The sequence below is a fragment of the uncultured Tateyamaria sp. genome (assembly GCF_947503045.1).
Taxonomy (GTDB): Bacteria; Pseudomonadota; Alphaproteobacteria; order Rhodobacterales; family Rhodobacteraceae; genus Tateyamaria.
Map to the genome: position 1 here is coordinate 451218 of NZ_CANNCF010000004.1, position 22120 is coordinate 473337.

General features: G+C 56.3%; 23 protein-coding genes, 1 tRNA gene and 1 pseudogene. 14 read left to right on the forward strand and 11 right to left on the reverse strand.

Features of this window, described 5'->3' with window-relative positions; all coding sequences use genetic code 11:
- Nucleotides 1-6: 6 nt before the first annotated feature.
- The 3 genes from Q1A89_RS18540 to Q1A89_RS18550 all read right to left on the reverse strand — a co-directional run bounded on the left by Q1A89_RS18540 (nucleotide 7) and on the right by Q1A89_RS18550 (nucleotide 2523).
- Nucleotides 7-720, reverse strand: coding sequence for a 50S ribosomal protein L21 (locus Q1A89_RS18540; protein ID WP_299731847.1), 714 nt, complete (start codon nucleotides 718-720; stop codon nucleotides 7-9).
- 199 nt (nucleotides 721-919) lie between these two features.
- Entirely contained in the window at nucleotides 920-1696 is a 777-nt protein-coding gene (locus Q1A89_RS18545; protein ID WP_299731849.1) for a DUF2059 domain-containing protein, read from the reverse strand.
- Nucleotides 1696-2523, reverse strand: a complete 828-nt coding sequence (locus tag Q1A89_RS18550) for a DUF2059 domain-containing protein (RefSeq protein WP_299731852.1) — start codon at nucleotides 2521-2523, stop codon at nucleotides 1696-1698. The genes Q1A89_RS18545 and Q1A89_RS18550 overlap by 1 nt, the downstream gene beginning before the upstream one ends.
- A gap of 173 nt (nucleotides 2524-2696) precedes the next feature.
- Here Q1A89_RS18550 and Q1A89_RS18555 point away from each other — a divergent pair.
- Nucleotides 2697-2786 (forward strand) — tRNA-Ser (locus tag Q1A89_RS18555).
- A gap of 403 nt (nucleotides 2787-3189) precedes the next feature.
- Here the strand turns inward: Q1A89_RS18555 and Q1A89_RS18560 are convergent.
- Entirely contained in the window at nucleotides 3190-4797 is a 1608-nt protein-coding gene (locus Q1A89_RS18560; RefSeq protein WP_299731855.1) for a tetratricopeptide repeat protein, read from the reverse strand.
- Between the two features lie 133 nt (nucleotides 4798-4930).
- Between Q1A89_RS18560 and Q1A89_RS18565 the strand changes: the two genes are divergently transcribed.
- The 3 genes and pseudogenes from Q1A89_RS18565 (at nucleotide 4931) to Q1A89_RS18575 (ending at nucleotide 6253) form a co-directional block, all read left to right on the forward strand.
- A complete protein-coding gene (locus Q1A89_RS18565; RefSeq protein ID WP_299731858.1) occupies nucleotides 4931-5515 on the forward strand; it encodes a nickel-binding protein in 585 nt (194 codons plus the stop codon).
- A gap of 253 nt (nucleotides 5516-5768) precedes the next feature.
- Nucleotides 5769-6062, forward strand: a pseudogene (locus Q1A89_RS18570) (integrase); the annotation flags it as partial.
- A 56-nt stretch (nucleotides 6063-6118) separates the two neighbouring features.
- Entirely contained in the window at nucleotides 6119-6253 is a 135-nt protein-coding gene (locus Q1A89_RS18575; RefSeq protein WP_299731861.1) for a hypothetical protein, read from the forward strand.
- 397 nt (nucleotides 6254-6650) lie between these two features.
- Here Q1A89_RS18575 and Q1A89_RS23535 read toward each other — a convergent pair whose 3' ends face one another.
- From Q1A89_RS23535 to Q1A89_RS18600, 5 genes are all read right to left on the reverse strand, one after another.
- Nucleotides 6651-6851, reverse strand: a complete 201-nt coding sequence (locus Q1A89_RS23535) for a rhodanese-like domain-containing protein (protein ID WP_366524508.1) — start codon at nucleotides 6849-6851, stop codon at nucleotides 6651-6653.
- Nucleotides 6852-7146: 295 nt separating this feature from the next.
- The gene (locus Q1A89_RS18585; RefSeq protein WP_299731864.1) at nucleotides 7147-7596 is read right to left on the reverse strand and encodes a CoA-binding protein; all 450 of its coding nucleotides are present in this window, start codon (nucleotides 7594-7596) and stop codon (nucleotides 7147-7149) included.
- A gap of 1 nt (nucleotide 7597) precedes the next feature.
- Nucleotides 7598-7957, reverse strand: coding sequence for a 2Fe-2S iron-sulfur cluster-binding protein (locus tag Q1A89_RS18590; protein ID WP_299731867.1), 360 nt, complete (start codon nucleotides 7955-7957; stop codon nucleotides 7598-7600).
- Nucleotides 7954-9303 (reverse strand): selenium-binding family protein, encoded by a 1350-nt coding sequence (locus Q1A89_RS18595; RefSeq protein WP_299731870.1) that lies wholly within the window; start codon nucleotides 9301-9303, stop codon nucleotides 7954-7956. Before Q1A89_RS18595 ends, Q1A89_RS18590 begins: the two co-directional genes overlap by 4 nt.
- A 3-nt stretch (nucleotides 9304-9306) precedes the next feature.
- Nucleotides 9307-10197, reverse strand: a complete 891-nt coding sequence (locus Q1A89_RS18600) for a CoA ester lyase (protein WP_299731873.1) — start codon at nucleotides 10195-10197, stop codon at nucleotides 9307-9309.
- Nucleotides 10198-10593: 396 nt separating this feature from the next.
- On the opposite strand from Q1A89_RS18600, the gene Q1A89_RS18605 reads away from it, so the two are divergent.
- From Q1A89_RS18605 to Q1A89_RS18645, 9 genes are all read left to right on the forward strand, one after another.
- Nucleotides 10594-12906 carry a molybdopterin guanine dinucleotide-containing S/N-oxide reductase gene (locus Q1A89_RS18605; RefSeq protein ID WP_299731876.1) on the forward strand — a complete coding sequence of 771 codons (2313 nt, stop codon included), beginning with the start codon at nucleotides 10594-10596 and terminating at the stop codon, nucleotides 12904-12906.
- A gap of 324 nt (nucleotides 12907-13230) precedes the next feature.
- Nucleotides 13231-14466 (forward strand): sugar ABC transporter substrate-binding protein, encoded by a 1236-nt coding sequence (locus Q1A89_RS18610; protein WP_299731879.1) that lies wholly within the window; start codon nucleotides 13231-13233, stop codon nucleotides 14464-14466.
- Nucleotides 14467-14590: 124 nt separating this feature from the next.
- Nucleotides 14591-15496 (forward strand): sugar ABC transporter permease, encoded by a 906-nt coding sequence (locus tag Q1A89_RS18615; protein ID WP_299731882.1) that lies wholly within the window; start codon nucleotides 14591-14593, stop codon nucleotides 15494-15496.
- A gap of 205 nt (nucleotides 15497-15701) precedes the next feature.
- Nucleotides 15702-16316, forward strand: coding sequence for a carbohydrate ABC transporter permease (locus Q1A89_RS18620; RefSeq protein WP_299731885.1), 615 nt, complete (start codon nucleotides 15702-15704; stop codon nucleotides 16314-16316).
- Nucleotides 16317-16331: 15 nt separating this feature from the next.
- Nucleotides 16332-17405: an ABC transporter ATP-binding protein gene (locus Q1A89_RS18625; RefSeq protein ID WP_299731888.1), complete on the forward strand. Its 1074-nt coding sequence runs from the start codon at nucleotides 16332-16334 to the stop codon at nucleotides 17403-17405.
- 40 nt (nucleotides 17406-17445) lie between these two features.
- Nucleotides 17446-18462, forward strand: a complete 1017-nt coding sequence (locus Q1A89_RS18630; RefSeq protein WP_299731891.1) for a GMC family oxidoreductase N-terminal domain-containing protein — start codon at nucleotides 17446-17448, stop codon at nucleotides 18460-18462.
- Between the two features lie 21 nt (nucleotides 18463-18483).
- Nucleotides 18484-19053: a GMC family oxidoreductase gene (locus Q1A89_RS18635; protein ID WP_299731894.1), complete on the forward strand. Its 570-nt coding sequence runs from the start codon at nucleotides 18484-18486 to the stop codon at nucleotides 19051-19053.
- Nucleotides 19054-19065: 12 nt separating this feature from the next.
- A complete protein-coding gene (locus tag Q1A89_RS18640; protein WP_299731925.1) occupies nucleotides 19066-19467 on the forward strand; it encodes a hypothetical protein in 402 nt (133 codons plus the stop codon).
- 145 nt (nucleotides 19468-19612) lie between these two features.
- Nucleotides 19613-20293 carry a GntR family transcriptional regulator gene (locus Q1A89_RS18645; RefSeq protein WP_299731928.1) on the forward strand — a complete coding sequence of 227 codons (681 nt, stop codon included), beginning with the start codon at nucleotides 19613-19615 and terminating at the stop codon, nucleotides 20291-20293.
- Nucleotides 20294-20560: 267 nt separating this feature from the next.
- Here the strand turns inward: Q1A89_RS18645 and Q1A89_RS18650 are convergent, their stop codons facing one another.
- Together Q1A89_RS18650 and Q1A89_RS18655 are read right to left on the reverse strand one after the other, a co-directional pair.
- Nucleotides 20561-21013 carry an MAPEG family protein gene (locus tag Q1A89_RS18650; protein WP_299731931.1) on the reverse strand — a complete coding sequence of 151 codons (453 nt, stop codon included), beginning with the start codon at nucleotides 21011-21013 and terminating at the stop codon, nucleotides 20561-20563.
- A 10-nt stretch (nucleotides 21014-21023) separates the two neighbouring features.
- Entirely contained in the window at nucleotides 21024-21341 is a 318-nt protein-coding gene (locus Q1A89_RS18655) for a hypothetical protein (protein WP_299731934.1), read from the reverse strand.
- 106 nt (nucleotides 21342-21447) lie between these two features.
- On the opposite strand from Q1A89_RS18655, the gene Q1A89_RS18660 reads away from it, so the two are divergent.
- Entirely contained in the window at nucleotides 21448-22035 is a 588-nt protein-coding gene (locus Q1A89_RS18660; protein WP_299731937.1) for a TetR/AcrR family transcriptional regulator, read from the forward strand.
- Nucleotides 22036-22120: the final 85 nt, after the last annotated feature.

Sequence of the window (22120 nt, forward strand, 5' to 3'; positions counted from 1 at the left end):
CTCTCCTTAGCCTTTTGCCATTTCAGCGGCCTGCGCGATCCAGCCTTCACGCTCGATCCGGCCCTTGAACGACAGTTTCTCGTCCATAGCAGCAACGTCCTCGGGGGTCCATGCTGCGATCTGTGCAAACGTGGTCACGCCCGCGGCTTGCAGTTTCTTCTCAAGGGCCGGGCCAACGCCGGACAGCTGCTTGAGGTCGTCGCCATCGGCGGCTGCGGCCTTTGCAGGTGCGGCCTTCTTGGCGGCTGCCTTGGGGGCCGCTTCGGCCTTGGGTGCAGCGTCTGCCTTGGGTGCTGCCTTGGCTTTTGGGGCTGCCTTGGCTTTCTTGGCGGGCTTGGCTACTGCAGCGGCTGCCTTCACGAAACCGGCGCCGTTTTCAGCCGCCATGATACCGGAGGCCGAAGCGCCCGATGCCAGAATGTCAGTCACACGCACCAGCGTCAGTTGCTGGCGGTGGCCCTTGGTGCGCTTGGAAGAGTGCTTCCGGCGACGCTTGACGAAATTGATCGTCTTGGGGCCCTTGATCTGTTCGATGACTTCGGCCTGAACGCCTGCATCGGCCACAACGGGGCTGCCGACCTGCGGCTTGTCGCCACCGATCATCAGCACTTCGTTGAATTGGACTTTGTCACCTGCATTTGCGGCCAGTTTTTCAACGCGGAGCGTGTCGCCCGATTGAACTTTGTACTGTTTGCCGCCGGTTTTGAGAACCGCGAACATGTCGTCTTCCTTTATCTGCCGCGTCCTGTGGCCCCGGATGCCCGGTGTTTGTGTCCCCCGGTGATCGGGGTCCGCCTCGAACAGCGCGCCCTGCATTGGGCGTCATGTAAATCAAAAGCAGCCCGCGATATGCAGGCTGCAGATGCGGGCTTATGTGCGGATCACGGGCCCAAGTCAAGAGGGGTTTGTCGCCCCTCTCTTACAGATCATTTTGCGGCAGCAACCGCCCCGCCGCCTGACCCAGTCCAAAGGACAGCGTGGAATAACTGGTGCCAAAGGCCGCAAACAGCGCGTCATCGAGTTCCGTGGCCACTTCGGTGTCCCAGAAGGCGGTGTAGATCGCCACGTCATCTTCGTTCAGCGGCGATTGCGCCAGCGCATAATAGCCACGCAGCCAGCGTTCGGTATCGACCCGGATCAGGGCGCGCTGCGCATCGCTGTCGGGCACCGGTGCGGCCTGTGGGGCCGTGGCCGCGATCCCGGCAAAGAAGGCGACCTGCGCCTCAAGCGCCGCATCCGTGTTGCGATCAACAAGGTTGCGCACCTCAAGGAAATGGGTCAGCGCCTCGCTTTGGGCCGCAGGCGAGGCCTTGGCCGCCGCCTCGAGTTCGGGGTTCAGCATCGCGTTGCGCGCCTGCACTTCAAGGTCGATGATCCGTGCGCCCAACTCGCTTTCAAAGAACAGCAGCGCCTGCGCGGCGATCTGGTCATCCAAAGCCTCGGCAAAGCTGCTGCGCACCTCTTGTTCGAGCCGCGCGGGGTCATAAAGGCGGGACACGGTTTCGGCCCAGATCGCCCCGCCCTGCCCGTTCAGGACGCCGTCATTGATGGCGTGGCTGTTGGCTATCCCGTCCATGGAAAAGGCGGCAATCAGCGCCGGAATGCCCATCGCATCCACCAGCCGGTCCGTTTCTGGGCTGGCCAGCGCAGCACTCGCGCTCAGACAAAAGGCAAAAGCGGCGGCGCGCAGTCCCATCACAGCTCCTGACTGGGTTGCAGGCGTTGCATGGCCACGGCCAGCGCCTCGAACCGGTTGGCCATGACTTCGTATTGCACCGCGTTCATCAGATCATAGACCTTGCGCATTTTCGGGTTTTCCAGCGCCTCTGTATATTCCAGCACTTCGTCATCGGAAAAGGCCTGATAGGTATAGGCCGACCCGATCAGCGCACTTGCGGCAATCTCGGCCTTCATCTCGTCCTCATCGTTGGCCAGCAGCTCGCGCAAGTCGGCCTCGTCCATCTGCAGCTCGATCACGCCCGCCCCTATGGCGGCCATGAGGAACCGCACCTGCACCTCCTGGATCGCGCGCACGGCGGTGCCCGCACTGTCCGAGGCGGTGGTCATCCGTTCGAGATAGGCAAGGCGCGGGCTGTCGATGCTGGACAGGCCCGCAATGATCGCCGCCCCGCTTTCCTGTTTCAGCTCATCCTCGTCGCTCATATGCGAGGCGTTTTCCGCCTCAACCAGCCGCTGGCCCAGATCGGTGGCATAGAAATCGGCGGCATGGGTCAGCAACTCGTCTTCGAGGGTCTTTTCCAGCAGGTCGAGCGCAAGGTCATGCATGACGTCCGTTGCAAAGACATCATTGGTCAGCCGCGTCCACTCACTGCCGAAATCCTGCGCCTCAAGCCCCAGCATCTGCGGGGCAGAACTGGCCGACAGCCGGATGCTTTCCAGGGCGACGTCAAAGCCGGTCACGACGAGGAAATCCTCGACCTTGGCCCGGTCTGCCGCGGCCGCGAGCCCGGGCAGCATCAACATCAGCATGAGGGTCGCCAGACAAGAGCGAACTGCGCGCATGAACATTCCTTTCCGTATTCGACGGGCCAATGCGACCCGTGCGGGATGAGTTGCGCCCAAGGGTATGCGTTTTGCGCCCCACGTCCACCAAATTTAGCGTGTGCGGTCGATCTGGCGAAAAGTGCCTTGCCCTTGGCGCATGGAGCCTCTAATTGGGCGCACCAGACCCCCGCGGAGAGGTGCCGGAGTGGTCGAACGGGGCGGTCTCGAAAACCGTTGTGGGTGCAAGCCCACCCAGGGTTCGAATCCCTGTCTCTCCGCCATCACTATTTCTTGCGCGCATTATCGACCTAATGCTTTGAAAAAAGGTGTTTTTCGAGATTCGAAACCCTGCATCCTAGCAGTATGTCAGGCGGTCTTCGAAGGTGAGGTTGAGCACTGCCTTACGCTCCTCCATAGTGTTTTTTTACATATTTTACAATGGCTTGAGGGAAACCTGAGCGAGATTTCGAATAGTCCCTCAACGGGTCGGATGGGGTTGTCGTTTTTCAGGGCTTTTTCGGCCAGAATCAGCTTTTTCCGCTCCAGGCCCACGATCTTGCCTTCCTAAGCTGCGACAACAGAGGGCTTTGATGCCGCTAAGGGGGCGATCGTTTTTGGGCATATGCGACGAGGGTTCGTCCAACAGGTAACCAATGCGTTTCGAAATTCGCTTAAAATGACGCATCAACCGCCGCTTACCTGTTGAAGAGCATCATCAAGCCGCTGACGACGATCTTCGGATGCAAAGGGCTCCGAGTCTACGAACTGGTCAACCTGAAAATCTGGCTGTTGAGCGCGCAAAGCTGCCAGCACTGATTTTGCCCGTTCGTGCTCTCCCAACTCGGCATAGGCGGCTGCCAGCAAGACGAAAGCTGCGGCAAAACCAGGCGCTTCCTCAACTGTCGCCTCCAGCAAGACGCGCGCGTTTCCGGCGTCGCCAAGCTGAAGATGGACGTGCGCCTCGATCCAGTCAAATCGCGCCGGATGATGTGGGTGCAATCGTTTTGCATGCTGAATCGCTTCGCGTGCCTCTTCCAGATCACCGCCGTAAACAGCCGCCTCGGCCAGGATGGCGTAGCCCTCCGCGAAGTTCCGGTTGAGTTGAATCGAATGTCGCGCTGCCGCAAGGGCCTTGTCATTTTCTCCGATGGCAAGGTTCAGGATTGCGAGCGCGTAGTAGGCGTTCGGGATATCGGGATCGAGTTGTATCGCTGCGATTGCGGCCTGAAGTCCCGGTTGGACAGACTGCCGTGGGGACACAGCGGCATAGTCGAACATCATGTCGCGCCCGTATGCGACAGCAATGTAGGCATGAGCGCGCGCATAGTTTGGTTCAAGCTCAAGCGCGTTTTCGAAGTATTCGCGTGCCCGGCTGTTGCCTTCGATTGTACCTTCGCGCAATGGCTCCAAACCGCGCAGCAACATGAAATAGGCATCTGTCGCCACGCGCGAAGGCACCACGTTGGCGTTGAGCGAAAGTGACAATGCGTCGACAATTGCGCGCGTCACATCTTCCTGGACATCGAAGGGGTCCTGCCGGACGCGGTCAAATCGCTCTGCCCAAACGTTCACGCCTTCGAAAGGGTCGATGAGGGAAACGTTGATGCGCACCCGGTCGCCCGAGTGCCGCACGGTTCCGCGCACAAGATAACGCACACCAAGATTGTCAGCGATCTCTCTGAAACCTGCCTCGGCTTGCGGAAAGTCGCCGCTGGACGCGAAGGCGATCACTGTCAGATCCGGTATCTTGGCGAGGTCCGTGGTCAAATCCTCGCTGAGACCGTCCCCAAAAAACTGCAACTCCTCGCCACCGCCAAGATTGACAAAGGGCAGAACCGCGAGCGTCTTGTCGGGCACGATGCGCGGCGGAACGATGGCTGCGCTATCAGTATCAATTCCGCCAGTACCAGAACTGAGCCAAAGGCCCAGACCCGAGGCAATGAGCACAAATGCCCCGACCGCTGCGATCAGGCGAAGGCGGGGTCGTTTTGTCGGATTGTCCTGAGAAGCTGCAACAGCAACCAACCGGTAGCCAATCTTAGGATAGGTTTCGATCACCTCTTTTCCGAGGGCACGACGAATATCACCGATGCACTGGATCAATGAGTCGTCGGTCGTTGCGATATCCTTCCAGACCGCCTCGATCAGCGCTTCGCGATCAACCACCTCTCCTGTCCGAGAGGCAAGCGCCGCAAGGACATCGACAGATTGTCTCCGCAGGTGGATCGGCGCGCCGTCCGCTGCGGTAAGTGTACCGGTTTCAAGGTCGTAACGACCCTGACCAATCAGCAAAACGCGTGATTTCGGAGCAATTTCGGAAGTCATTCAGGACATTTCAGCTCGGATTTCGCCATCAATGTAGTCGGTTTCGGGCGGTATAGCCACGAAAGCCACAAAGCGATAAAATTCAACCATGGAGGACCATATGTTCGACTTTCCCTCTTTCCGTGCCGTACTGATTACGGCTCTCTTCACTCCCGTTGCCGGATTTGCCGGCCAGTTTGTCGTCGAACTGGAAGCCCCCTTCGAGGCCCCCTCAGAGGCGCTGCTGCAACAGGCAGGTGTGAGTATCGACGAAACGCTGTCCGCCGGACCGGACAGCTATGTCGTATTGACTGCAGACGACGAGGACGCGGTACGCGACCTGTTTCAAGTTGCCGCCATCACGCCAGAGAAAATCTCGGAAGTGCTCTTCATCAACTCGCCCACCGTTGGCGGTGGTCAGGCTGCCGGTGCGGAGCCGCGCGACGGGCATCAGGTTTTTGTCATAGAGCGCCCCATTCCCGGCGTCGGGTTCTTCGGGTTGGACAAGAAGGAAAAGATTTCGAAAGGCTCGAATGCGGCAGTTGCCAAGCTTGGCGATGTGATCGAGTGGGACCATTCCTATTTGACTGGTGAAGGGACGTATTGCATCTACCGGGCCGACAACCCCGATACCCTGCGTGAGCATGGCGCATTGGCCGGAGCGCCGATCGGAAAGATCACGCCAGTGAGCCAAAAAGCCAACTAACGGGCCATACATGACTGTAATTCAGTTGCTGCTCCGATCAAATGTCGGGGCAGCTTCAATTGGGTCATCACATGGATTCGATCCGGCTGCAGGAGCGAGCTTTCTCACCAAAAACCGTCATTGGTCCGAAGCGCAGCACCAAGCAAAGTGGGCTCACCCTCGACCTCGGATACAACGCGGCATGTCGTGATTTGGTGATCTGTCAACGCCGGGTTGTCGTAGTGAGAGGGCCTGGAGGATCGGAGGATCAATCATGGAAACACCAAACCTACCTGCCATTCGTGCACTTCGTCCCGCTTGGAACAAAGGTCGCATTGTCGGCCAAAAACGACCGCTGAAACCCAAAGATGTTTGGGCAATCCGTGTCCGACTTGAGTTAGCAGAGAACCATCGCAACCTTGCTCTGTTTAACATGGCGATCGACAGCAAGATTCTGGGCTGTGAACTGGTGAAGATGAAAGTCGTTGACGTGATGGCCTCCAGCCAGATCAAGGAACGCGCTTCGGCCTTGCCAAGTAAAACGCAGAAACCGGTGCACTTTGAGATACCTGCGCAATCCTTTGATCCATACGCCGTCGTCAACACGCCTGAGAGGATCGTCAAATGACACTTGCATTTCCAGTGTTCAAACAACCGACGCTGAAGCTGTTCTTCAGCGAGGCCAATACTTCGACCGTGACGGAACAACGCCGGAATATGCCTAACCAGGAGAAGAACGTGCTGTCCTGCGCGAACTGATGAACCAAACCCCGGAGGCCTTCCACAGCGAATTCGCGACCATAGCGATGATGGCTCAATATCCTCAAAGCTTTCAAGTGGCCCCCATGGAGTGGTTCGTGGATTGGTGACCGCCGTGAACCGGCCACTTTTTTTCCCCGAACGCACACATCAGTGTATCTTACAGCATTGGGCACGATGGACCCCATCCGAACCTCAGATGCGATGCAACATCGGCTGTCCGCCCTGCCCGTCACAGATTGGGAATGGCCAAACCAGCCGTTTGTCGAATTCAACTGCGCGGCATTGCAGCTCACTTAGACAAAACATTGGGCGACGTCTCGAACTAAGCCGCGCAAGTGATCCAATGCGTTCTGATAAATAATCCAATGCCAAACTTCTCGGAACTCCAACGAAACTACGTCAGGGGACCATTCGCTTTGCTCCAGGCGCCGATCCCTCCGGAAAGGTTTATCACCGGGTTCAATCCCATTTCGATTGCGACCTTGGCGGCCAGAGCCGAACGTCCACCCGACGCGCAATAGAAGACATAGGTTTTGTCCTGAGCAAATTCCGGCTTGTGCGCAGGGCTTTGCGGGTCAACGTGAAACTCCATCATCCCGCGAGATGAGATGATTGCCCCGGAATCGTACCGGTCTTGGACTGCTCGGCGCTGTCCCGCAGGTCGACAAATACGTGGGTGTTACCGCCCACCAAGGGCAACGCATCTTCCACGGAAATGGCTGGAACTGACCCGCGTGCGTCTTGCACGAGATCCTTGCTAAATTTGGTAATTCTCTGCACAGTATCCTCCGATTTTTTGTGTGGCCACAGCCTGTCCAACAGTACGCTCACCGGCCAGTCCAGCGCCACACCACAGTTGCAACAACAGGAGTGCGCTGCAGGTCGGACCATCAGATGCCCAAATGCAATTTCGGTTTCCAGAATGGGCGAAACAACTCGATCTTTGGGCACCGGTCCATGACCACTTTCAACCCGGCCTCTTCAGCCAGTTTCGCGGCATCATGATCGACAACGCCGATTTGACCCCAAAGCACCTTTGCCCCAACGGCAATAGCCTCCTTAGTTACATCCATCAGGTCTTCGGAGCGGCGAAACACTTCGACCATATCAATCGGGCGGTCCACGGCGGACAATGATGGAAAAACTTTCATCCCCCGTATCTCTTCCAGCCCGGGACGCGGATTGATCGGCACCATGTCGTAGCCGGTTTCGCTGAGAACGCGCAGCACGCCGTAGCTGAACTTGGTCTTGTCAGGGCTTGCCCCGACCATGGCGATGGTTTTCACCGAGGTCAGAATGCCCTGTAGATAGTCGTCAGAATAAGGCTGCGTATGGTCCATCTTACACCTCCTTCGGTGTGGCGATGTCAGCCTTGAGTTCATGGGCTGCCAACGGATCCAGGAAGGGATTGCGGTACAGTTTGTCGTGGCTCTCCACACCGATCTCAAGCGTAATGTTGGTCAATGGGCGCGCCACACACAAGATCACGTACCCATCATTGAGTTGGCGGTTGTTCAATGCCACCTGCGCCTTTTGATGCACTTCACCGTCGATCAGTTTGGCTGCACAGGTGATGCAACCGCCATATTTACAGCCATAGGGCAGATCGACGCCCTGATCGTGCAGACTGTCGAGTAGTGGCTTGCGCGGATCAACCAGGTAGGTCGCACCATCCCGGTTGGTGAGCGTGACAGTCTTCATATCCAGATATCGCTTGTACAATCGCCACCGGGATACCGGGTTTCATGGCAGCGCGACGGGCCGTTGGGTTCCTTGCCGAAATCGACCACAAAGTCCTGGTTGATTTTCATGCCACCGTTCTCCGTGTCGCAATCGATTTGCAACATGCAGCCGCCGTTTGTTCGGATCTCCGGATAGAACTGGTTGTCCCATGTACTGAACAGCGATGTGGTGACGTAAAGCCGTTTGCCATCGAGGCTGAGCTGGATCATTTGCGGTCCGCCGGTGACCTTTACACCGTTTACTGTAGGCGCGTTGCCCAGCAGTCCTCCCAGCCAAACCTGACCTGTAAAGACCGGATTGTGCGGATCGGAAATGTCGTATTGTCGGATATCGCCATGCAACCAATTGCACAGATAGAGGTACTTGTCGTCCATACTGAGGAGGATAACCGAGATGACGCCGGGGACGGGTATTGGCCAGTCCGGGTGCGGTTCGTTTTCCACATCAATGATCTTTTCCCAATGCCATTTTCCGGCATCATCTTTCCACCAGTGGATGATGTTCGCGCTGAGTGCGGCGCCGACAAACCCGTGCGAGCTGTCAGGATCGTGATGGAAACGCACCTCAAGCGGGATCAGACCATCTTCGCCCAGGTAGAATGTTTCCTTTGGTTCTTTCTTTTCAAAGTCCCACAGGTGGATTTCACGCCCGTATTTCAGATGCCCTACCTCTTCGAGGTCAAAGCCGGGCATGAAGGTATTGGGCGCGGCCCATTCAGAACTGACCATGATATTGTGCCGGGGCTGGTACCAGAAATCATAGCCGAACTTGATATCGCCCATGCTGTTTTCCCAGCGTCCAACGATCTCAAAGTCCTTGTTGATATGGAGGTATCCGCCCGGCGCGTTGCCCTGTGCGTCCCCAAGCATCGAGATTATGATCTCTGACCCCAAACAGTGCACGGTATGCGGTGCGGACAGGTTGGTTTTCGCCTTGATCTCTGCCCCGTCGATCACCTTGTAAAGCGACGGATTACGCGGGTCGCTGCCGCAATCGATGATGTGTATGTTGGATGACCGCACCCCCGGCACCAGCAGGTATTTCCGGCTCATCGAGGAATCGTCAAAACAGGAGGAACAGGCGTTCCAGCCCATGTGGTGCAGTTCGTCTCCAATGCCCGGCACTTCGCAGCGTGAGATTACCTGAGAATAGGTTTCGCTTTCAGGATCATTGTCGATGGTTGCGAGGTAATCCGGTTTTTGAATTCCGGTGCCGGTATAGATCGCGATCGTGTACAGCAATTTCTCTCGAGGCGCTTTCATAGCCTCCTGGGGCGAGGCGTATCCGGGGCCGCAACATTCCATCGATTACTCTCCTATCCGGTCTGCAATCGAGACTATGCGATGCATGTCCCGCAACACAGGCTTTTCAATGAGTTTACCATCGATCACGTCCAAACCGGTATCCGCAGCCTCGAACTCGGCAATGATCCGGCGGGCCCGAGTGATTTGCTCGGCAGATGGTGTGATGACATCGTTCAACGCTGCGATTTGTTTTGGATGAACAGAACCCTTTCCGGCAAAGCCAAGGTCTCGCGCTTTTTCGGCTGCGGTTCGCATTCCGTCTGGGTCCTCGAGGTCAAGGAACGGTACGTCAATGACGTCCAAACCGGCAGACGCCGCCGCATGGACCACCTTGGAGCGGGCGTAGAGCATGGGCTCCCAAGCATTCTGGCACCGTAATTCGGCTGCCATATCCACGCCGCCAAAAAACATTGCATCGATACGGGGGCTGCAATGTGCAATGTCATATGCCGCTTCGAGGCCTGCATTGGTTTCGATAATCACATGGAGTCGCGTGGTATGACCTGCCTCAGTCAGGAGTGCATCAAGCAGCTGTACTTCATCGGGGGTACGGACTTTGGGCATCATCAGAGCGGGTGGGGGCGTGTCCGTCGCCAAAATGGCCTGAACGTCTTCGATGCCGAACCGTTCACGCATGGAATTGATCCTCACGATTCGTTCAACACCGTCATTCGCTTGGGGCGTTTCGAACAGTTTGAGCGCATGTGCACGTGCCGCAGCTTTGTCTTTGGGGGCGATGCCGTCTTCCAATTCAACGCAGACGATGTCTGTTCCGCATGCGAGCGCCTTGGGATACATCTCCGGTCGCAACCCCGGCGTAAAAATGAAACTGCGTCGTGGGCGGACAATGCGAGATTCTGACAAAATGCTCCCCTTCTTCGCTTGCGCGTGCATCGGGTTATCGAGGACGCCTTACAGTGTCTCGTTTCTGCCCCCGCTTTCTACCCCACAGGATGTTCAGCACTTTCGCAACTTGCTTGACATACAGGCCTAAAATGGGAATGAATAATTGTCAACAATCATCAAGATTGAGTAAAAGTGCTTGAGCCTGCAGCTGGGAAAGCGGCTCTTTTGCCAGTTCGAAGTAGTGCGGCCCAGATAGAAATGATGGCGGGACGGAGCATGAACAACCAAAAATTCGATAACACGGGAACTTGGGTTGTTCCTGTGCCAGCGCGCCCTCCCCTTCCCACAAAAATATCCGGCAACGGCTGGAAGCACACGGCTGGCGTCAATCGCGACGTTTTGGATGCCACCGGCAACGTTAGATGGGAAGGCTAGTCTGATATTATGGCTGATCTCCCACTGACGGCAAACCATTGGGGCACGTACCGCGTCGAGACAAAAGACGGGAAAGTGACGGCGCTGAAAGGGTTCGAACAGGACGACGACCCCTCTCCTATCGGCTTCAGTGCCCCGGAGGTGCAAACTGGTCCTCTGCGCGTTGATCAGCCGATGGTGCGTAAAAGCTGGCTTGATGATGGTCCGGGTGTCGCGACGGACCGCCGGGGGGCAGAGCCATTTATGGCTGTATCGTGGGACCGGGCAGAGGCATTGGTTGCAGATGAGTTGAACCGTGTGCGTCACCGCTTTGGCAATGAGGCAATCTATGCCGGGTCTTATGGGTGGGCGAGTGCGGGGCGTTTTCACCACGCACAAAGCCAAATTCACAGGTTCCTAAATTGCATCGGTGGATACACAAAGTCGCTGAACACCTACAGCTTTGCAGCTGCCGAAGTGATCATGCCGCATGTGTTGGGCGCATTCTGGGAACATCTGATCAACACGACCAGTTGGGCATCAGTTGCTCGGAACACCGAGCTATTCGTGGCCTTCGGTGGTGTTCCGGTGAAGAACGGACAGATAAACCCCGGAGGGATAGGCAATCACGGCCAGAAGGTCGGAGTGCGAGAGGCTGCCGCGCAGGGTGTCGAATTTGTCAACGTCTCACCACTGCGGTCCGACATGATGTTAGAAACAGGTGCCGAATGGCTTGCTGCGCGCCCCTCTACCGATGTTGCACTGATGTTAGGGCTGGCTCACACGCTTTACGTCGAAAGGCTGCATGACGCTGCATTTCTGGCCAAATTTACGGTCGGCTTTGATCGGTTTCTTCCTTATTTGTTGGGCCAATCGGATGGCACACCCAAAAGTGCCGCGTGGGCAGCGCACATATGCGGATTGGCAGAGCAACGGATTCTAAGCCTTGCGCGACGGATGGCGGGAAAACGAACGATGATCTCGGTCAGCTGGTCGCTCACCCGGCAGGACCACGGTGAACAACCCGTCTGGATGGGCATTGTTCTGGCCGCAATGCTGGGCCAGATCGGTTTGCCCGGCGGTGGGTTTGGGTTTGGATACAGTGCGACCAATAGTATTGGATTGCATTACACCTCAATGCCGGGCGCGTCCCTGCCACAAGGCTCAAACGCGGTGCAGGATTTCATTCCTGTAGCGCGTGTCTCTGATATGCTTCTCAACTCCTGTGCGCCCTTTGACTACAACGGGCAGCGCCGCACCTACCCCGATATCAGACTTGTCTATTGGGCAGGCGGCAATCCGTTTCATCACCATCAAGACATCAATCGGATGCTCAAGGCATGGCGTAAGCCCGAAACGATCATTGTGCATGAACTGGTATGGAACAGCATGTCCAAGCACGCGGACATCGTTCTACCCTGTACAACCCCACTTGAGCGGAACGACATCGCTATGTCTTCGCGGGACCCTTACGCAATTTACATGAGTAGGGTCACAGATCCCGAAGGGCAGGCCCGCAATGACCACGACATTTTCCAGGGTATTGCGCGACGCATGGGCGTGGAGGACGCCTTTACGGGCGGATGGGATGAAGCAGAATGGCTGCGCTGGATCTATGACCGCACCAAGCAAACCGTATCGGGATCTGGCATTGCAATGCCAAGTTATGACGACTTCAAACAAAAACGCTTTTTCAAGCTGCCTGCCCCCAATCCGCCCACCGTATTTCTTTCATCGTTTCGAGATGATCCTGTCGCCGCCCCTCTTGGAACACCAAGCGGCAAGATCGAGATTTTCTCGGAGGAAATCGAGGGCTATGGCTATGAAGATTGCCCCGGGCACCCGTTCTGGATGGAGCCAGCGGAATGGCTGGGCAAAGAGGACACAGGCACCGCGCTTCACCTCATTTCAAATCAACCGGTTGCCAAACTGCATTCGCAATTTGATCACGCGAGCCAAAGCCGCGCGCTTAAAATCGACGAGAGGGAGCCTGTTACCATGCACCCACAGGACGCTGCAGATCGCGAGATCGCTGAAGGCGACCTTGTACGGCTTTACAACTCGCGTGGTGCATGTCTGGCCGTCGCCGTCATCGACGATCGAGTCCGGCCCGGTGTGATCCAAATGAGCACGGGGGCATGGTTCGATCCGGCCGTACCCGCAGAACCGGGCAGTCTGTGCAAGCACGGCAATCCGAACATGCTGACCCTGGACAAAGGCACATCCAGCCTCGCGCAGGGGCCAATCGCACATTCCTGTTTGGTCGACATCGAAAGGTTCGAAGGCGATCCACCGCAAGTCACGGCATTCCAGCCACCCGAAATCCTGCGCCCGGAAACCTGAGGACAGAGAGCAACAAAAAACGGGATACAAATTTAGATGTGATAATTGTTGACAATCATCTGTATTGACAGATTATCCTGCTTGAAAGCGGCGATCATTGCGAAGGTCAGGAAAGCGAAGGGGAAAGAGCAAGCACAGCGATGAAAACAAGCCGTTTGCTGGGCTTAGGAGACACAAGATCTCTGGCGGATAGCACAAAGGCTTGGGAAAATTTCAAGGGAGGAAAATTCAATGAAGAATTCGAAATCACGGCTCATGTCAGGAGTGACGCGCCGAAGCGTATTGCAGAATCTCGCAGCGGGCACCGCAGCTGCAGCCTTGCCGATGTCACTTACATGCCCTGCATTCGCGCAGGATTACAGCGGCCAAAAACTGAACTGGCTTGTCACGCAGCCACGCATTGGCGCGGCGACCAAGCTGAAAGAAATGTTCGAGGCCATGACCGGCGCCACCATTGAATTGACGGCCATCCCCTATGATGCCTCCGAGTCTCAGGCGACACTTGATGTCAGCTCTGGTGCGAACCAATACGACATGATCGACTATTGGTACGCGAGCATTGGCGCCATGGCCGAGAATGGCATCATGGTCGATATTACTGACAAGATCGAAGCGGAAAAAGACTACATCCAGCCCGAGGATTTTCTGGAGCCATTCAGCGACATCTACATGGAATATGGCGGGCGTCGTTATGGCTTGCCGTGGGACGGCGACGCGCATGTTCTATTTTACAATCAAGAGCTTTTGGATGCGAATGGCTTTGGCGTGCCTACCACTTGGGACGAGTACTATGACGCCACCAAGGGAATTACCGAGGCCGGAAAGGCAGACGGCAAATACGGCGCTGTGATTATGGGTGTGAACATTCCCGTGGCCCTTGGGTCGGGTTTCGTGAACCGTGTCGCGGGCTATCAGGGTCGGTTGTTGACAAAAGATAACCAGTCCGCACTTCTCGAGGACATCCAGCTGATCTGCGCTCAGCAACTGGAGAAAGTTGTCCCCTATTGCTTCCCGACGCCTGCCGAGGTTGGGTTCGAGAATGGCATTCCTGCCTTCCTTGGGGGCAATGCGGCAATGATCGAGTTCTGGACTGATCTCGGCATCCATGCCGAGAATGACCCGAACTCAGCGATTGCTGGCAAATGGGGCGTGACAAGCCTGCCGGTTGGTGTCGCGGGTCAAAAACCACGTGCGGCATTAAACGCGGGCTGGGGCCTCGGGATTTCGACCGGCAGCCAGAATCAGGACCTCGCGTGGGAGTTCATCAAATGGGCGACGTCTCCTGCAGTCCAGCTTGAGGTGTCCTCGACACCTGGCACGTTCTCTGACCCTGTTCGGGAATCCGTGATGACCAGCAAAGAATACACGGTTTTTGCGCCGAAAGTGGCCGAGGCCCAGATTGCGGCCTCGAAAGACTTCATGCCATGGCCGAAAATTCCTGAAAGCCCGCAGCTGATGCGTATCCTGACCGACGAGCTGGCCAAGATGATGGCCGGTCAGCAAAACTATCAAGAGACGATGGAAGTAACGGATCGTCAGTGGAAGCGGCTTTTGGGATAATCCCAAAAACCGCAATATGAAACAGACGGAATCCGGCCTAGGGTTCCGTCACTTTTTCGCATCCGAGACAGGCACTCAATTCGCAATGGCACCAACCGACCTGGCAGCAACGACGCGTTCGTCCGTGAAGAAAGCCAAACGGAAATCGTCGCAATCTGACATCCGGCGTACCGCTTGGTTGATGTGTGCGCCATTGGTTGTGACGCTCTTGGTGATCGGGCTTTATCCGGGTGTTTACATGGTGTCTTCAGCGCTTTCCAAAAGCTCGCTGGCGCGTCCATTTCAGAAATTCGTCGGCACTTCGAACATCGAATTCGCTCTGACGGGCGACTATGTCTCGTCCCTGTGGCGTACGGCTGCGTTCGCGGTTCCCGCCTCCATGCTGCAAATGGTGCTGGGCGTGGCCATCGCATTGCTGCTAGTTCGTATGACCCGGTTCAGCACGATCTGGCGGTCGATGATCTTCATCCCCATGATGACCCCGCCAATCATGATCGGGATCGCATGGAAACTGATGCTGCTACCGCAAGGGGGCTTGGTGAACGGCGTGATGACGGGAATTGGCGTTCTTTCAGAACCGATCTCATTTCTGGGTCAAATGCCCCACGCCATGTTTGCCCTGGTGCTGGCCGACACGTGGCAGTGGACACCGTTTGTGGCGCTGTTGTCTTATGCCGCGATCAAGTCGCTGCCTGATGACATCAGGCAAGCCGCGTACATGGACGGCGCCAGCCCGATGCGCACCTTCTTCTCTGTGCAACTGCCCCTTCTGATGCCCGCGCTTTTGGGTATCTTCCTGATCAAACTGATCCTTGCTTTCAAAGTGTTCGACCTCGTCTTTGTGCTGACCCAAGGCGGGCCGGGCATCGGGACGAACCTTGCCTCGTATTCGATCTATCGGACGTTGCTGCAAAACTACGACGTCGGCTACGCGGGCGCGCAGGTGCTTTTGCTGGTCATTTTGGTCAGCATCATCACGTTGCCGGTCATGATGCTGCACAAACGTGTTCAAGAGCATACGGAGGGGTAGACGATGTCTGTGTTCAAGATATCCACCCTGCTCCAGATCATTGCGCTGATCCTCGTGATGGGCTTCTTCATCCTGCCCATCGCCTATCTCTTTGCGGTCAGCTGTAAAAACACCAGCAGAAATCTCATCGAGCATTTTTTGGCCGCAAAACCCCACATTCGAGAATTGGAAAAACATAGGCTCGGCGCTCCCAATCACCTCCTTCATGATCAACAGCATCATCGCATCCACCTGTTCAGCCGTGGGCACGTTGCTGATCGCCTTCCCGGGGGCCTATGCCATCGACCGTCACAAGACGGGCGGTACTGCGCTCAGCTCTTTGGCCATCGGGCTCTATGTCGCGCCACCGGTGATCGCGCTGCTGCCATTCTTCTTTTTGCTCAAAACGGTTGGCCTGCTGCACAGCGTGCCCGGATTGACGCTTGTGTATGCCTTGATGAATGTTCCGGTCGCTCTTTGGTTGTTGCTTGGGTTCTTCCACCGCGTTCCAAAGGAAATCGACCAGGCAGCAGCAATGGACGGCGCTGGGGTCATCCGCACGATGGTATCCGTCATCCTTCCGACACTTGTGCCCGGTCTGGTGGCCACCGCGATCATTTGCGCCGTCCTGACTTATAATGAATTCCTGTTCGCCTTCTTCATGACCACCAACGCATCGCGCACCCTGCCCGTCGCCTTGGCCCTTTTTGGAGGGGATCAGATTGTCAATTACGGGCAGATGGCAACGGCCTCGTTGATGGGACTGATCCCTGTCGGGATTGCGGTGTTGTTTTTCCAACGGTGGTTGGTTGGGGGCCTCACTGCAGGCTCTGCAAAGTAGGGGCTGAAGGAACGAATGTCGAAGATCTCAATCAGAAATGTCGAAAAGCGGTATGGCAACCTACCGGTCTTGAAAGGCATCAGTCTGGATATTGATGACGGAGAACTGGTCACTTTGATTGGCCCCTCCGGCTGCGGGAAATCAACGCTGCTGAAAATCATCGCAGGGCTCGAAGACGTCTCTGAAGGGCATGTTTTTATTGACGATACCGACGTCACCTCCGTCCCTCCACAAAAGCGCAATCTTGCGATGGTGTTCCAGAACTATGCGCTCTATCCGCAAATGACGGTCCGGCAGAACCTTGCTTTCGGGCTGAAGGTTGCAGGCGTCGGCAAGGCAGAAACGATCAAGCGGGTGCAGGACATCGCGCAGATGCTCGAGATAGACGAGTATCTGGAACGCAGACCGCGCGCTTTGTCCGGTGGCCAGCGTCAACGGGTTGCCATGGGGCGTGCGATGGTGCGCGAGCCCGGCGCTTTCCTGCTGGACGAGCCGCTGTCAAACCTCGATGCCGCCTTGCGCAACACGATGCGCAGCGAGATCAAGTCGCTGCATCAGCGGTTGGGCCGCACCATGGTGTATGTGACCCACGACCAGATCGAGGCGATGACGATGGCCAACCGGATCGCCATCATGCGCGACGGTCTGATTGTTCAACTGGGCGCACCCGATGATCTCTACATGCGGCCGATCAATACCTTTGTTGCCAGCTTCTTTGGTACGCCAAAGATCAACCTTTGGGATGGCACGATCATTGGCCGATCTGACGGGCGGATGGACGTTCAGATCGCGGACGACGTCGTGCTGTCCCTGCCGATGCCAGCAACTCAAACGGACAGGCCAATAAAGGTCGGTGTGCGCCCCGAAGCCTTGCAACTGGCCCCGTCCGGCATCCCGGTAACCGTCGACCTGGTCGAACCAACAGGATCGCAAACCGAGGTGATCATCAACGTCGGCGGCGGTGTCACGGGCGCAGTTTTGGTGCAGGGTCGCTATCCCGGTCAAAGCGGGTCCGGTGCATTTTTGAACCCTGTCATCGAGGACGTGCACCTCTTTGACAGCCAGACTGGCAACCGGATCAACACCTAAGGCGTCATGCCCGCCACATTTGCGAGCTAGGAGGAAACACATGTCAGACGAAACAGTTGACGTGGTCATTATCGGAGGTGGCGCATCAGGTGCTGCCGTCGCCTGGAGCCTCGCCGCAACGAAGATGCACATCGTATGTCTGGAACAAGGTCCCATGCCAAACCCGGCGGACTATCCAACCACGGGTAAGGATTGGGAGGCCCGCGCACAGCGCGACTACAGCGCCAGCCCAAACGTGCGCAAAGCGCCCGCCGACTACCCGATCAACGATGACGATTCACCGATCAAGATCGTGAATTTCAATGGCCCGGGCGGAGGGACAGTTTTGTTTTCCGGGCACTTTCCACGCTTTCACCCATCAGATTTCAAGGTGAAAACACTTGACGGCATCGCGGACGACTGGCCCGTCGATTATGAAACGCTCGAGCCGTTCTTTGCAGAGAATGACAAGATGATGGGCGTCTCTGGCCTCGAAGGAGACCCGGCATATCCACCGGGCAAAACGGCCGTGATGCCCCCGGTACCGCTTGGAAAATCAGGGCAGGTTCTGGCCAAGGGGTTTAACGCCCTGGGCCATCATTGGTGGCCATCCGATGTGTCCGTCGCCACGCAAGACTATGATGGCCGCGCGCAATGCATCAATCTGGGGGCCTGCATGACGGGCTGCGCGCAAGGCGCCAAAGGCAGCACCGACGTCACCTATTGGCCGCACGCCATCCGTGCAGGGGTTGATCTGCGCACAGAATGCCGGGTCAAGAAAATCACGATGAACGACGAAACCGGCATGGCATCGGGCGTCGTCTATTTTGACCCTGATGGCGTCGAAAGGCACCTAGAGGCGCATGTTGTCATATTGGCCAGCAACGGCATCGGCACGCCACGCATTCTGCTGAATTCGGCCTGCGACAGCCATCCGGACGGCCTTGCGAACTCATCGGGCCTTGTTGGGCGCAACCTGATGCTACACCCCTATTCCTGGGTGCAAGGTGTGTTCGACGAAGAAGTGGATGGCCACACAGGACCACACAAGAATATCTGGAGTCACCAATTCTACTAGACGGACCCCGATCGAGGGTTCGTGCGGGGCTATCTTCTTGAATCGCACCGCGGGGCGGCCACAGTCGAAACGGTGATGACCGGCCTTGAGTGGGAAGAAATCCCCTGGGGTCCGGGCCACCACGCTGCGGCCCGCAAATTACACAAACGGATCACCGGATTTGTTGCTGTCTGCGAGGACATGCCGGAACTGCACAACACCGTCACGCTTGATCCCGACCTAAAAGACAGCAATGGCATCCCCGCCCCGAAAATCAGCTACACGCTCAGCGAAAACAGCATCAAGATGATGGATCATTCCATTGTACGGATCACCGAGATTCTGGAAGCCGCAGGAGCAACCCAGACCCATGCGGTTGCACCAATTGAATATGGGGGCTGGCACTGGTTGGGAACGGCCAGAATGGGCACAGACCCTACCACGTCCGTGGTCAATGAATGGGGCCGCGCCCATGATGTGAAAAACCTGTTCATCGTTGATGGGTCGATCTTTGTGACCTCATCCGGGCTGAACCCCACCAGCACATTGCAAGCCATGGCGCTCTATATTGCTGATCAAATGAAACAGCGGCTCGAAACCCTTTTCGACTAAGGAGGCACGCGAATGCCGGATACGCCACTAGACCAAGATGAACAGGAAATCCTGTCCCAACTCGCCGCCGCGATCATCCCGGCAAGTGACACCTACGCTGTGCCCGGCGCCGATGATGCGCAGATTGTCCGGGACATGCTTGGGTCTGCATATGCAGGGCTGGCCGCGGATCTGGCATCCTTTGCCGCATTCGGAGTGGAAAAGGCCGAGACCTTTCGACACGAGCACCCAATGACGGCTGGCAGGCTCGAACGTCTGGTCGTTGAATGCTACTATCGGGATGATCGCGTTTTGACGTCTCTGGGGCTCGAGGCGCGCCCACCTTTCCCGAAGGGTTTTGAAGTGGATCAGGGGGATTGGTCGCTTCTTGATCCGGTGCGGGCCATGGTGCCGATTTACCGTGCTGTCGACTAGATTGAGACGTCGGGCAGATTTTTGATCGTTGACAATCATGCCATGTCCAAACAAATGAAAAGGCATTGCGCGAAAAAGTTGAAAAAGGTCACGCACACCAACCGGACCTGAACCGAATGTGTTTCACTTAAAGAGGGAGACAGTCATGAAAAATCTTTCATCTCTAAAATCTCCGATTGTGAAGGAAAGCCTGGATCGCAAGGCTGCAACGCAATTGCGCATCGCCGTGCTCAGCGGTGAGATTCCGCCCGGCACCCGCATCACCGAGCAGTTCCTGGCCTCTCAGATGGGACTGTCGCGCGGAACGGTCCGGGCCGCGCTACACCGGTTGGTGAGCGAAGGGCTGATCGTTCAAAACATCTATTCCAATTGGGAGGTCATGAAGCTGACCGCCGAGGACGCGGACGAACTGTACACGCTGCGCGCAAGTCTCGAAGGTTTGGCCGGACGCCTCGCGGCACGGCGCGTTGATCAAGACAGTCGCGCACTTCTGTCGGCAGCCTTCGACAATCTGGCGGAGGTCGCCAAATCTGGATCCGAGGTCGATCTGGCCGATGCTGATTTGAACCTGCACCACACGATCGTCGAGATCTCCCAAAATAAGCGCCTGATTGAACACTACCGGCAGGTGGAAGGCCAATTGCGGATGTATATCGGTTCGGTCAACGGTCTACTCCCGACACCGGAAGCTGTGGCAAGCTCGCACCAACCCATGGTGGATGCCATTCTGGCAGGCGACGAGACCTCCGCTGAGGAATTGTTAATCGAGCACAGTGAGGTCTATGGTGAAAAACTCAACCGCCTGTTGCTCAGTATGGAAGCCTGACTTTCCTATGCGCACAAGCCACGATCAGTTTTGTGATTGAGAATTGGTGACCCAGTGCGGCGTCGATGACAATCGCTCAACCAGACTTCGATTGTCTGGCGGACGGCCCTTTCCGAACCTTCGCCCCACTTTCATGATGCTGCGGCCGCAGCCGGTTAACGGTCATTCGCTGCAACTGCACAGTTTCAAAGTAGCCCAACTCACAGCAAGCGGGACAAAGCGGGCATTGCACATGATGTGGGCAACGTCCGCTTTGAACGATTCCAACTAGATGACTACCTTAGCTAGTGACCAAGCGGCCATGCATGCCAAAGCAATATTGCACAGTAATCCAGCGACGAAAGCCATCGTTCTGGGACCCCCAGCTGGCTTGCCAATCCCTGCATAATAGATCACCCAGAAAGCAACCCGCGCAATAAAGTATCCAATGGCCAACCAATTGACGAGCAGAGGCCAGGCCCCAGAACTTATGGCCATCAACACTGCCCATCCAAAGGCTGGAAAAGTTTCTGCAGAGTTTGAGTACGTTCGCACGGCGCGAAAGCTCAGTTTGGAATGGTCAAACCGCAGGGGCAGTCCGGGGACTTGCTCTTCGTTTACAAAGGCCAGCGGAGCCGTTGCGAAATTTTGGATCAAGGTCATCAGCGCTATTGCAGCCAAAACCAAAAACGAAACGCTGTAAGCGGCGAGAAAAGGAACCGCGTCAAAAATCGTAGCCATCATCCGATCCCTACATTTCCAATTCCATCGCTTCAGCGATCTCGATGGTGCCCGTTCCGCTGAGGTGAGGACAGTTTCTGGCAAGCGCTATCGCGTCATCCATATTGTCCGCTTGAAGAACGGTCATTCCCGAAGCCGGGTTGGAACCGCCGCCGTCTTCGACGCCACCCACAGTGATCGTTTTCGACAGCCCTACTGGAAGACCGGGATCAACGACAGCTGCGCCCAATCCAGAACTCCACGCATTCCAAGCTTGCATGTGCTTGGCTCCGTCTTCTGGGCTCTGGATGTCAGGTTTGCCGTGATAGATCAGCAGAAATTTGGGCATGTTAAAGCTCCTCTCGGGTTGATCGTGTTCCCTTCATGGCAGCAATCTATTTATGTTAAAGAACATATTTTGGAGATCGATATAGTTTCCGTTGAAAGGATTCGTCATGCCCTACAGCGCCAGCCATCGCGACGCGTCGCGTGCCAAAATTGTTGAAGCAGCACGGATGTTGTTCAACAAATACGGGTTTCAAAACGTCACCATAGACCAGGTCATGCAAGAAGCCGGTCTCACAAGAGGTGGGTTTTATAACCACTTCAAGAATAAGGAAGCTCTCTTCAGCGAAGCTGTTTCCAGCTTCTTGATGGGACGTGGAGCGGAGTGGCGACAAGACGCAGGTATCGACATCAGCAATCTCAAACCAGAGATGGCTCAGCAGATGGTTGATGCGTATCTGTCGAGCAAGCATCTAGGAGATATCGACGGACAGTGTCCAATGATCGCTCTTCCATCCGACGTTGCGCGCGCCGATCCAGAAACACAGGAAGCCTTCCAGAATTTGCTCACAGCGATGGTCTGGTTGTTAGAGACAGCGATGCCAATCAACCAGGCAAACAGGCATCAGAATGCGTTGGCGTCTGCGGCGCTTTGCGTTGGCGGTATGGTTTTGGCGCGAACGCTTCCTGACTCCGAACTCGCCGAAGACGTAAGATCGGCGGCGCACCATGCCGCGACGCAACTGATTTCGGCATAGCGTGCACAATTGCGGATGAGGTGGGTGGCTCCTGCTCCACCGGCATCGAGTGTGCCAAAGTGCAGTTATCAACGACTGCTAGGAA

Bases quoted from the DNA above. Each gene is read 5' to 3' on its own strand.
- Q1A89_RS18595 (WP_299731870.1), bottom strand. From the start codon at position 9,303: ATGGAATGTTGCGGCCCCGGATACGCCTCGCCCCAGGAGGCTATGAAA.
- Q1A89_RS18565 (WP_299731858.1), top strand. From the start codon at position 4,931: ATGTTCGACTTTCCCTCTTTCCGTGCCGTACTGATTACGGCTCTCTTC.
- Q1A89_RS18610 (WP_299731879.1), top strand. From the start codon at position 13,231: ATGTCACTTACATGCCCTGCATTCGCGCAGGATTACAGCGGCCAAAAA.
- Q1A89_RS18645 (WP_299731928.1), top strand. From the start codon at position 19,613: ATGAAAAATCTTTCATCTCTAAAATCTCCGATTGTGAAGGAAAGCCTG.
- Q1A89_RS18540 (WP_299731847.1), bottom strand. From the start codon at position 720: ATGTTCGCGGTTCTCAAAACCGGCGGCAAACAGTACAAAGTTCAATCG.
- Q1A89_RS18630 (WP_299731891.1), top strand. From the start codon at position 17,446: ATGTCAGACGAAACAGTTGACGTGGTCATTATCGGAGGTGGCGCATCA.
- Q1A89_RS18625 (WP_299731888.1), top strand. From the start codon at position 16,332: ATGTCGAAGATCTCAATCAGAAATGTCGAAAAGCGGTATGGCAACCTA.
- Q1A89_RS18655 (WP_299731934.1), bottom strand. From the start codon at position 21,341: ATGCCCAAATTTCTGCTGATCTATCACGGCAAACCTGACATCCAGAGC.
- Q1A89_RS18605 (WP_299731876.1), top strand. From the start codon at position 10,594: ATGGCTGATCTCCCACTGACGGCAAACCATTGGGGCACGTACCGCGTC.
- Q1A89_RS18650 (WP_299731931.1), bottom strand. From the start codon at position 21,013: ATGGCTACGATTTTTGACGCGGTTCCTTTTCTCGCCGCTTACAGCGTT.
- Q1A89_RS18590 (WP_299731867.1), bottom strand. From the start codon at position 7,957: ATGAAGACTGTCACGCTCACCAACCGGGATGGTGCGACCTACCTGGTT.
- Q1A89_RS18550 (WP_299731852.1), bottom strand. From the start codon at position 2,523: ATGCGCGCAGTTCGCTCTTGTCTGGCGACCCTCATGCTGATGTTGATG.
- Q1A89_RS18545 (WP_299731849.1), bottom strand. From the start codon at position 1,696: ATGGGACTGCGCGCCGCCGCTTTTGCCTTTTGTCTGAGCGCGAGTGCT.
- Q1A89_RS18600 (WP_299731873.1), bottom strand. From the start codon at position 10,197: ATGCACGCGCAAGCGAAGAAGGGGAGCATTTTGTCAGAATCTCGCATT.
- Q1A89_RS18585 (WP_299731864.1), bottom strand. From the start codon at position 7,596: ATGGACCATACGCAGCCTTATTCTGACGACTATCTACAGGGCATTCTG.
- Q1A89_RS18620 (WP_299731885.1), top strand. From the start codon at position 15,702: ATGATCAACAGCATCATCGCATCCACCTGTTCAGCCGTGGGCACGTTG.
- Q1A89_RS18660 (WP_299731937.1), top strand. From the start codon at position 21,448: ATGCCCTACAGCGCCAGCCATCGCGACGCGTCGCGTGCCAAAATTGTT.
- Q1A89_RS18640 (WP_299731925.1), top strand. From the start codon at position 19,066: ATGCCGGATACGCCACTAGACCAAGATGAACAGGAAATCCTGTCCCAA.
- Q1A89_RS23535 (WP_366524508.1), bottom strand. From the start codon at position 6,851: ATGATGGAGTTTCACGTTGACCCGCAAAGCCCTGCGCACAAGCCGGAA.
- Q1A89_RS18575 (WP_299731861.1), top strand. From the start codon at position 6,119: ATGACACTTGCATTTCCAGTGTTCAAACAACCGACGCTGAAGCTGTTC.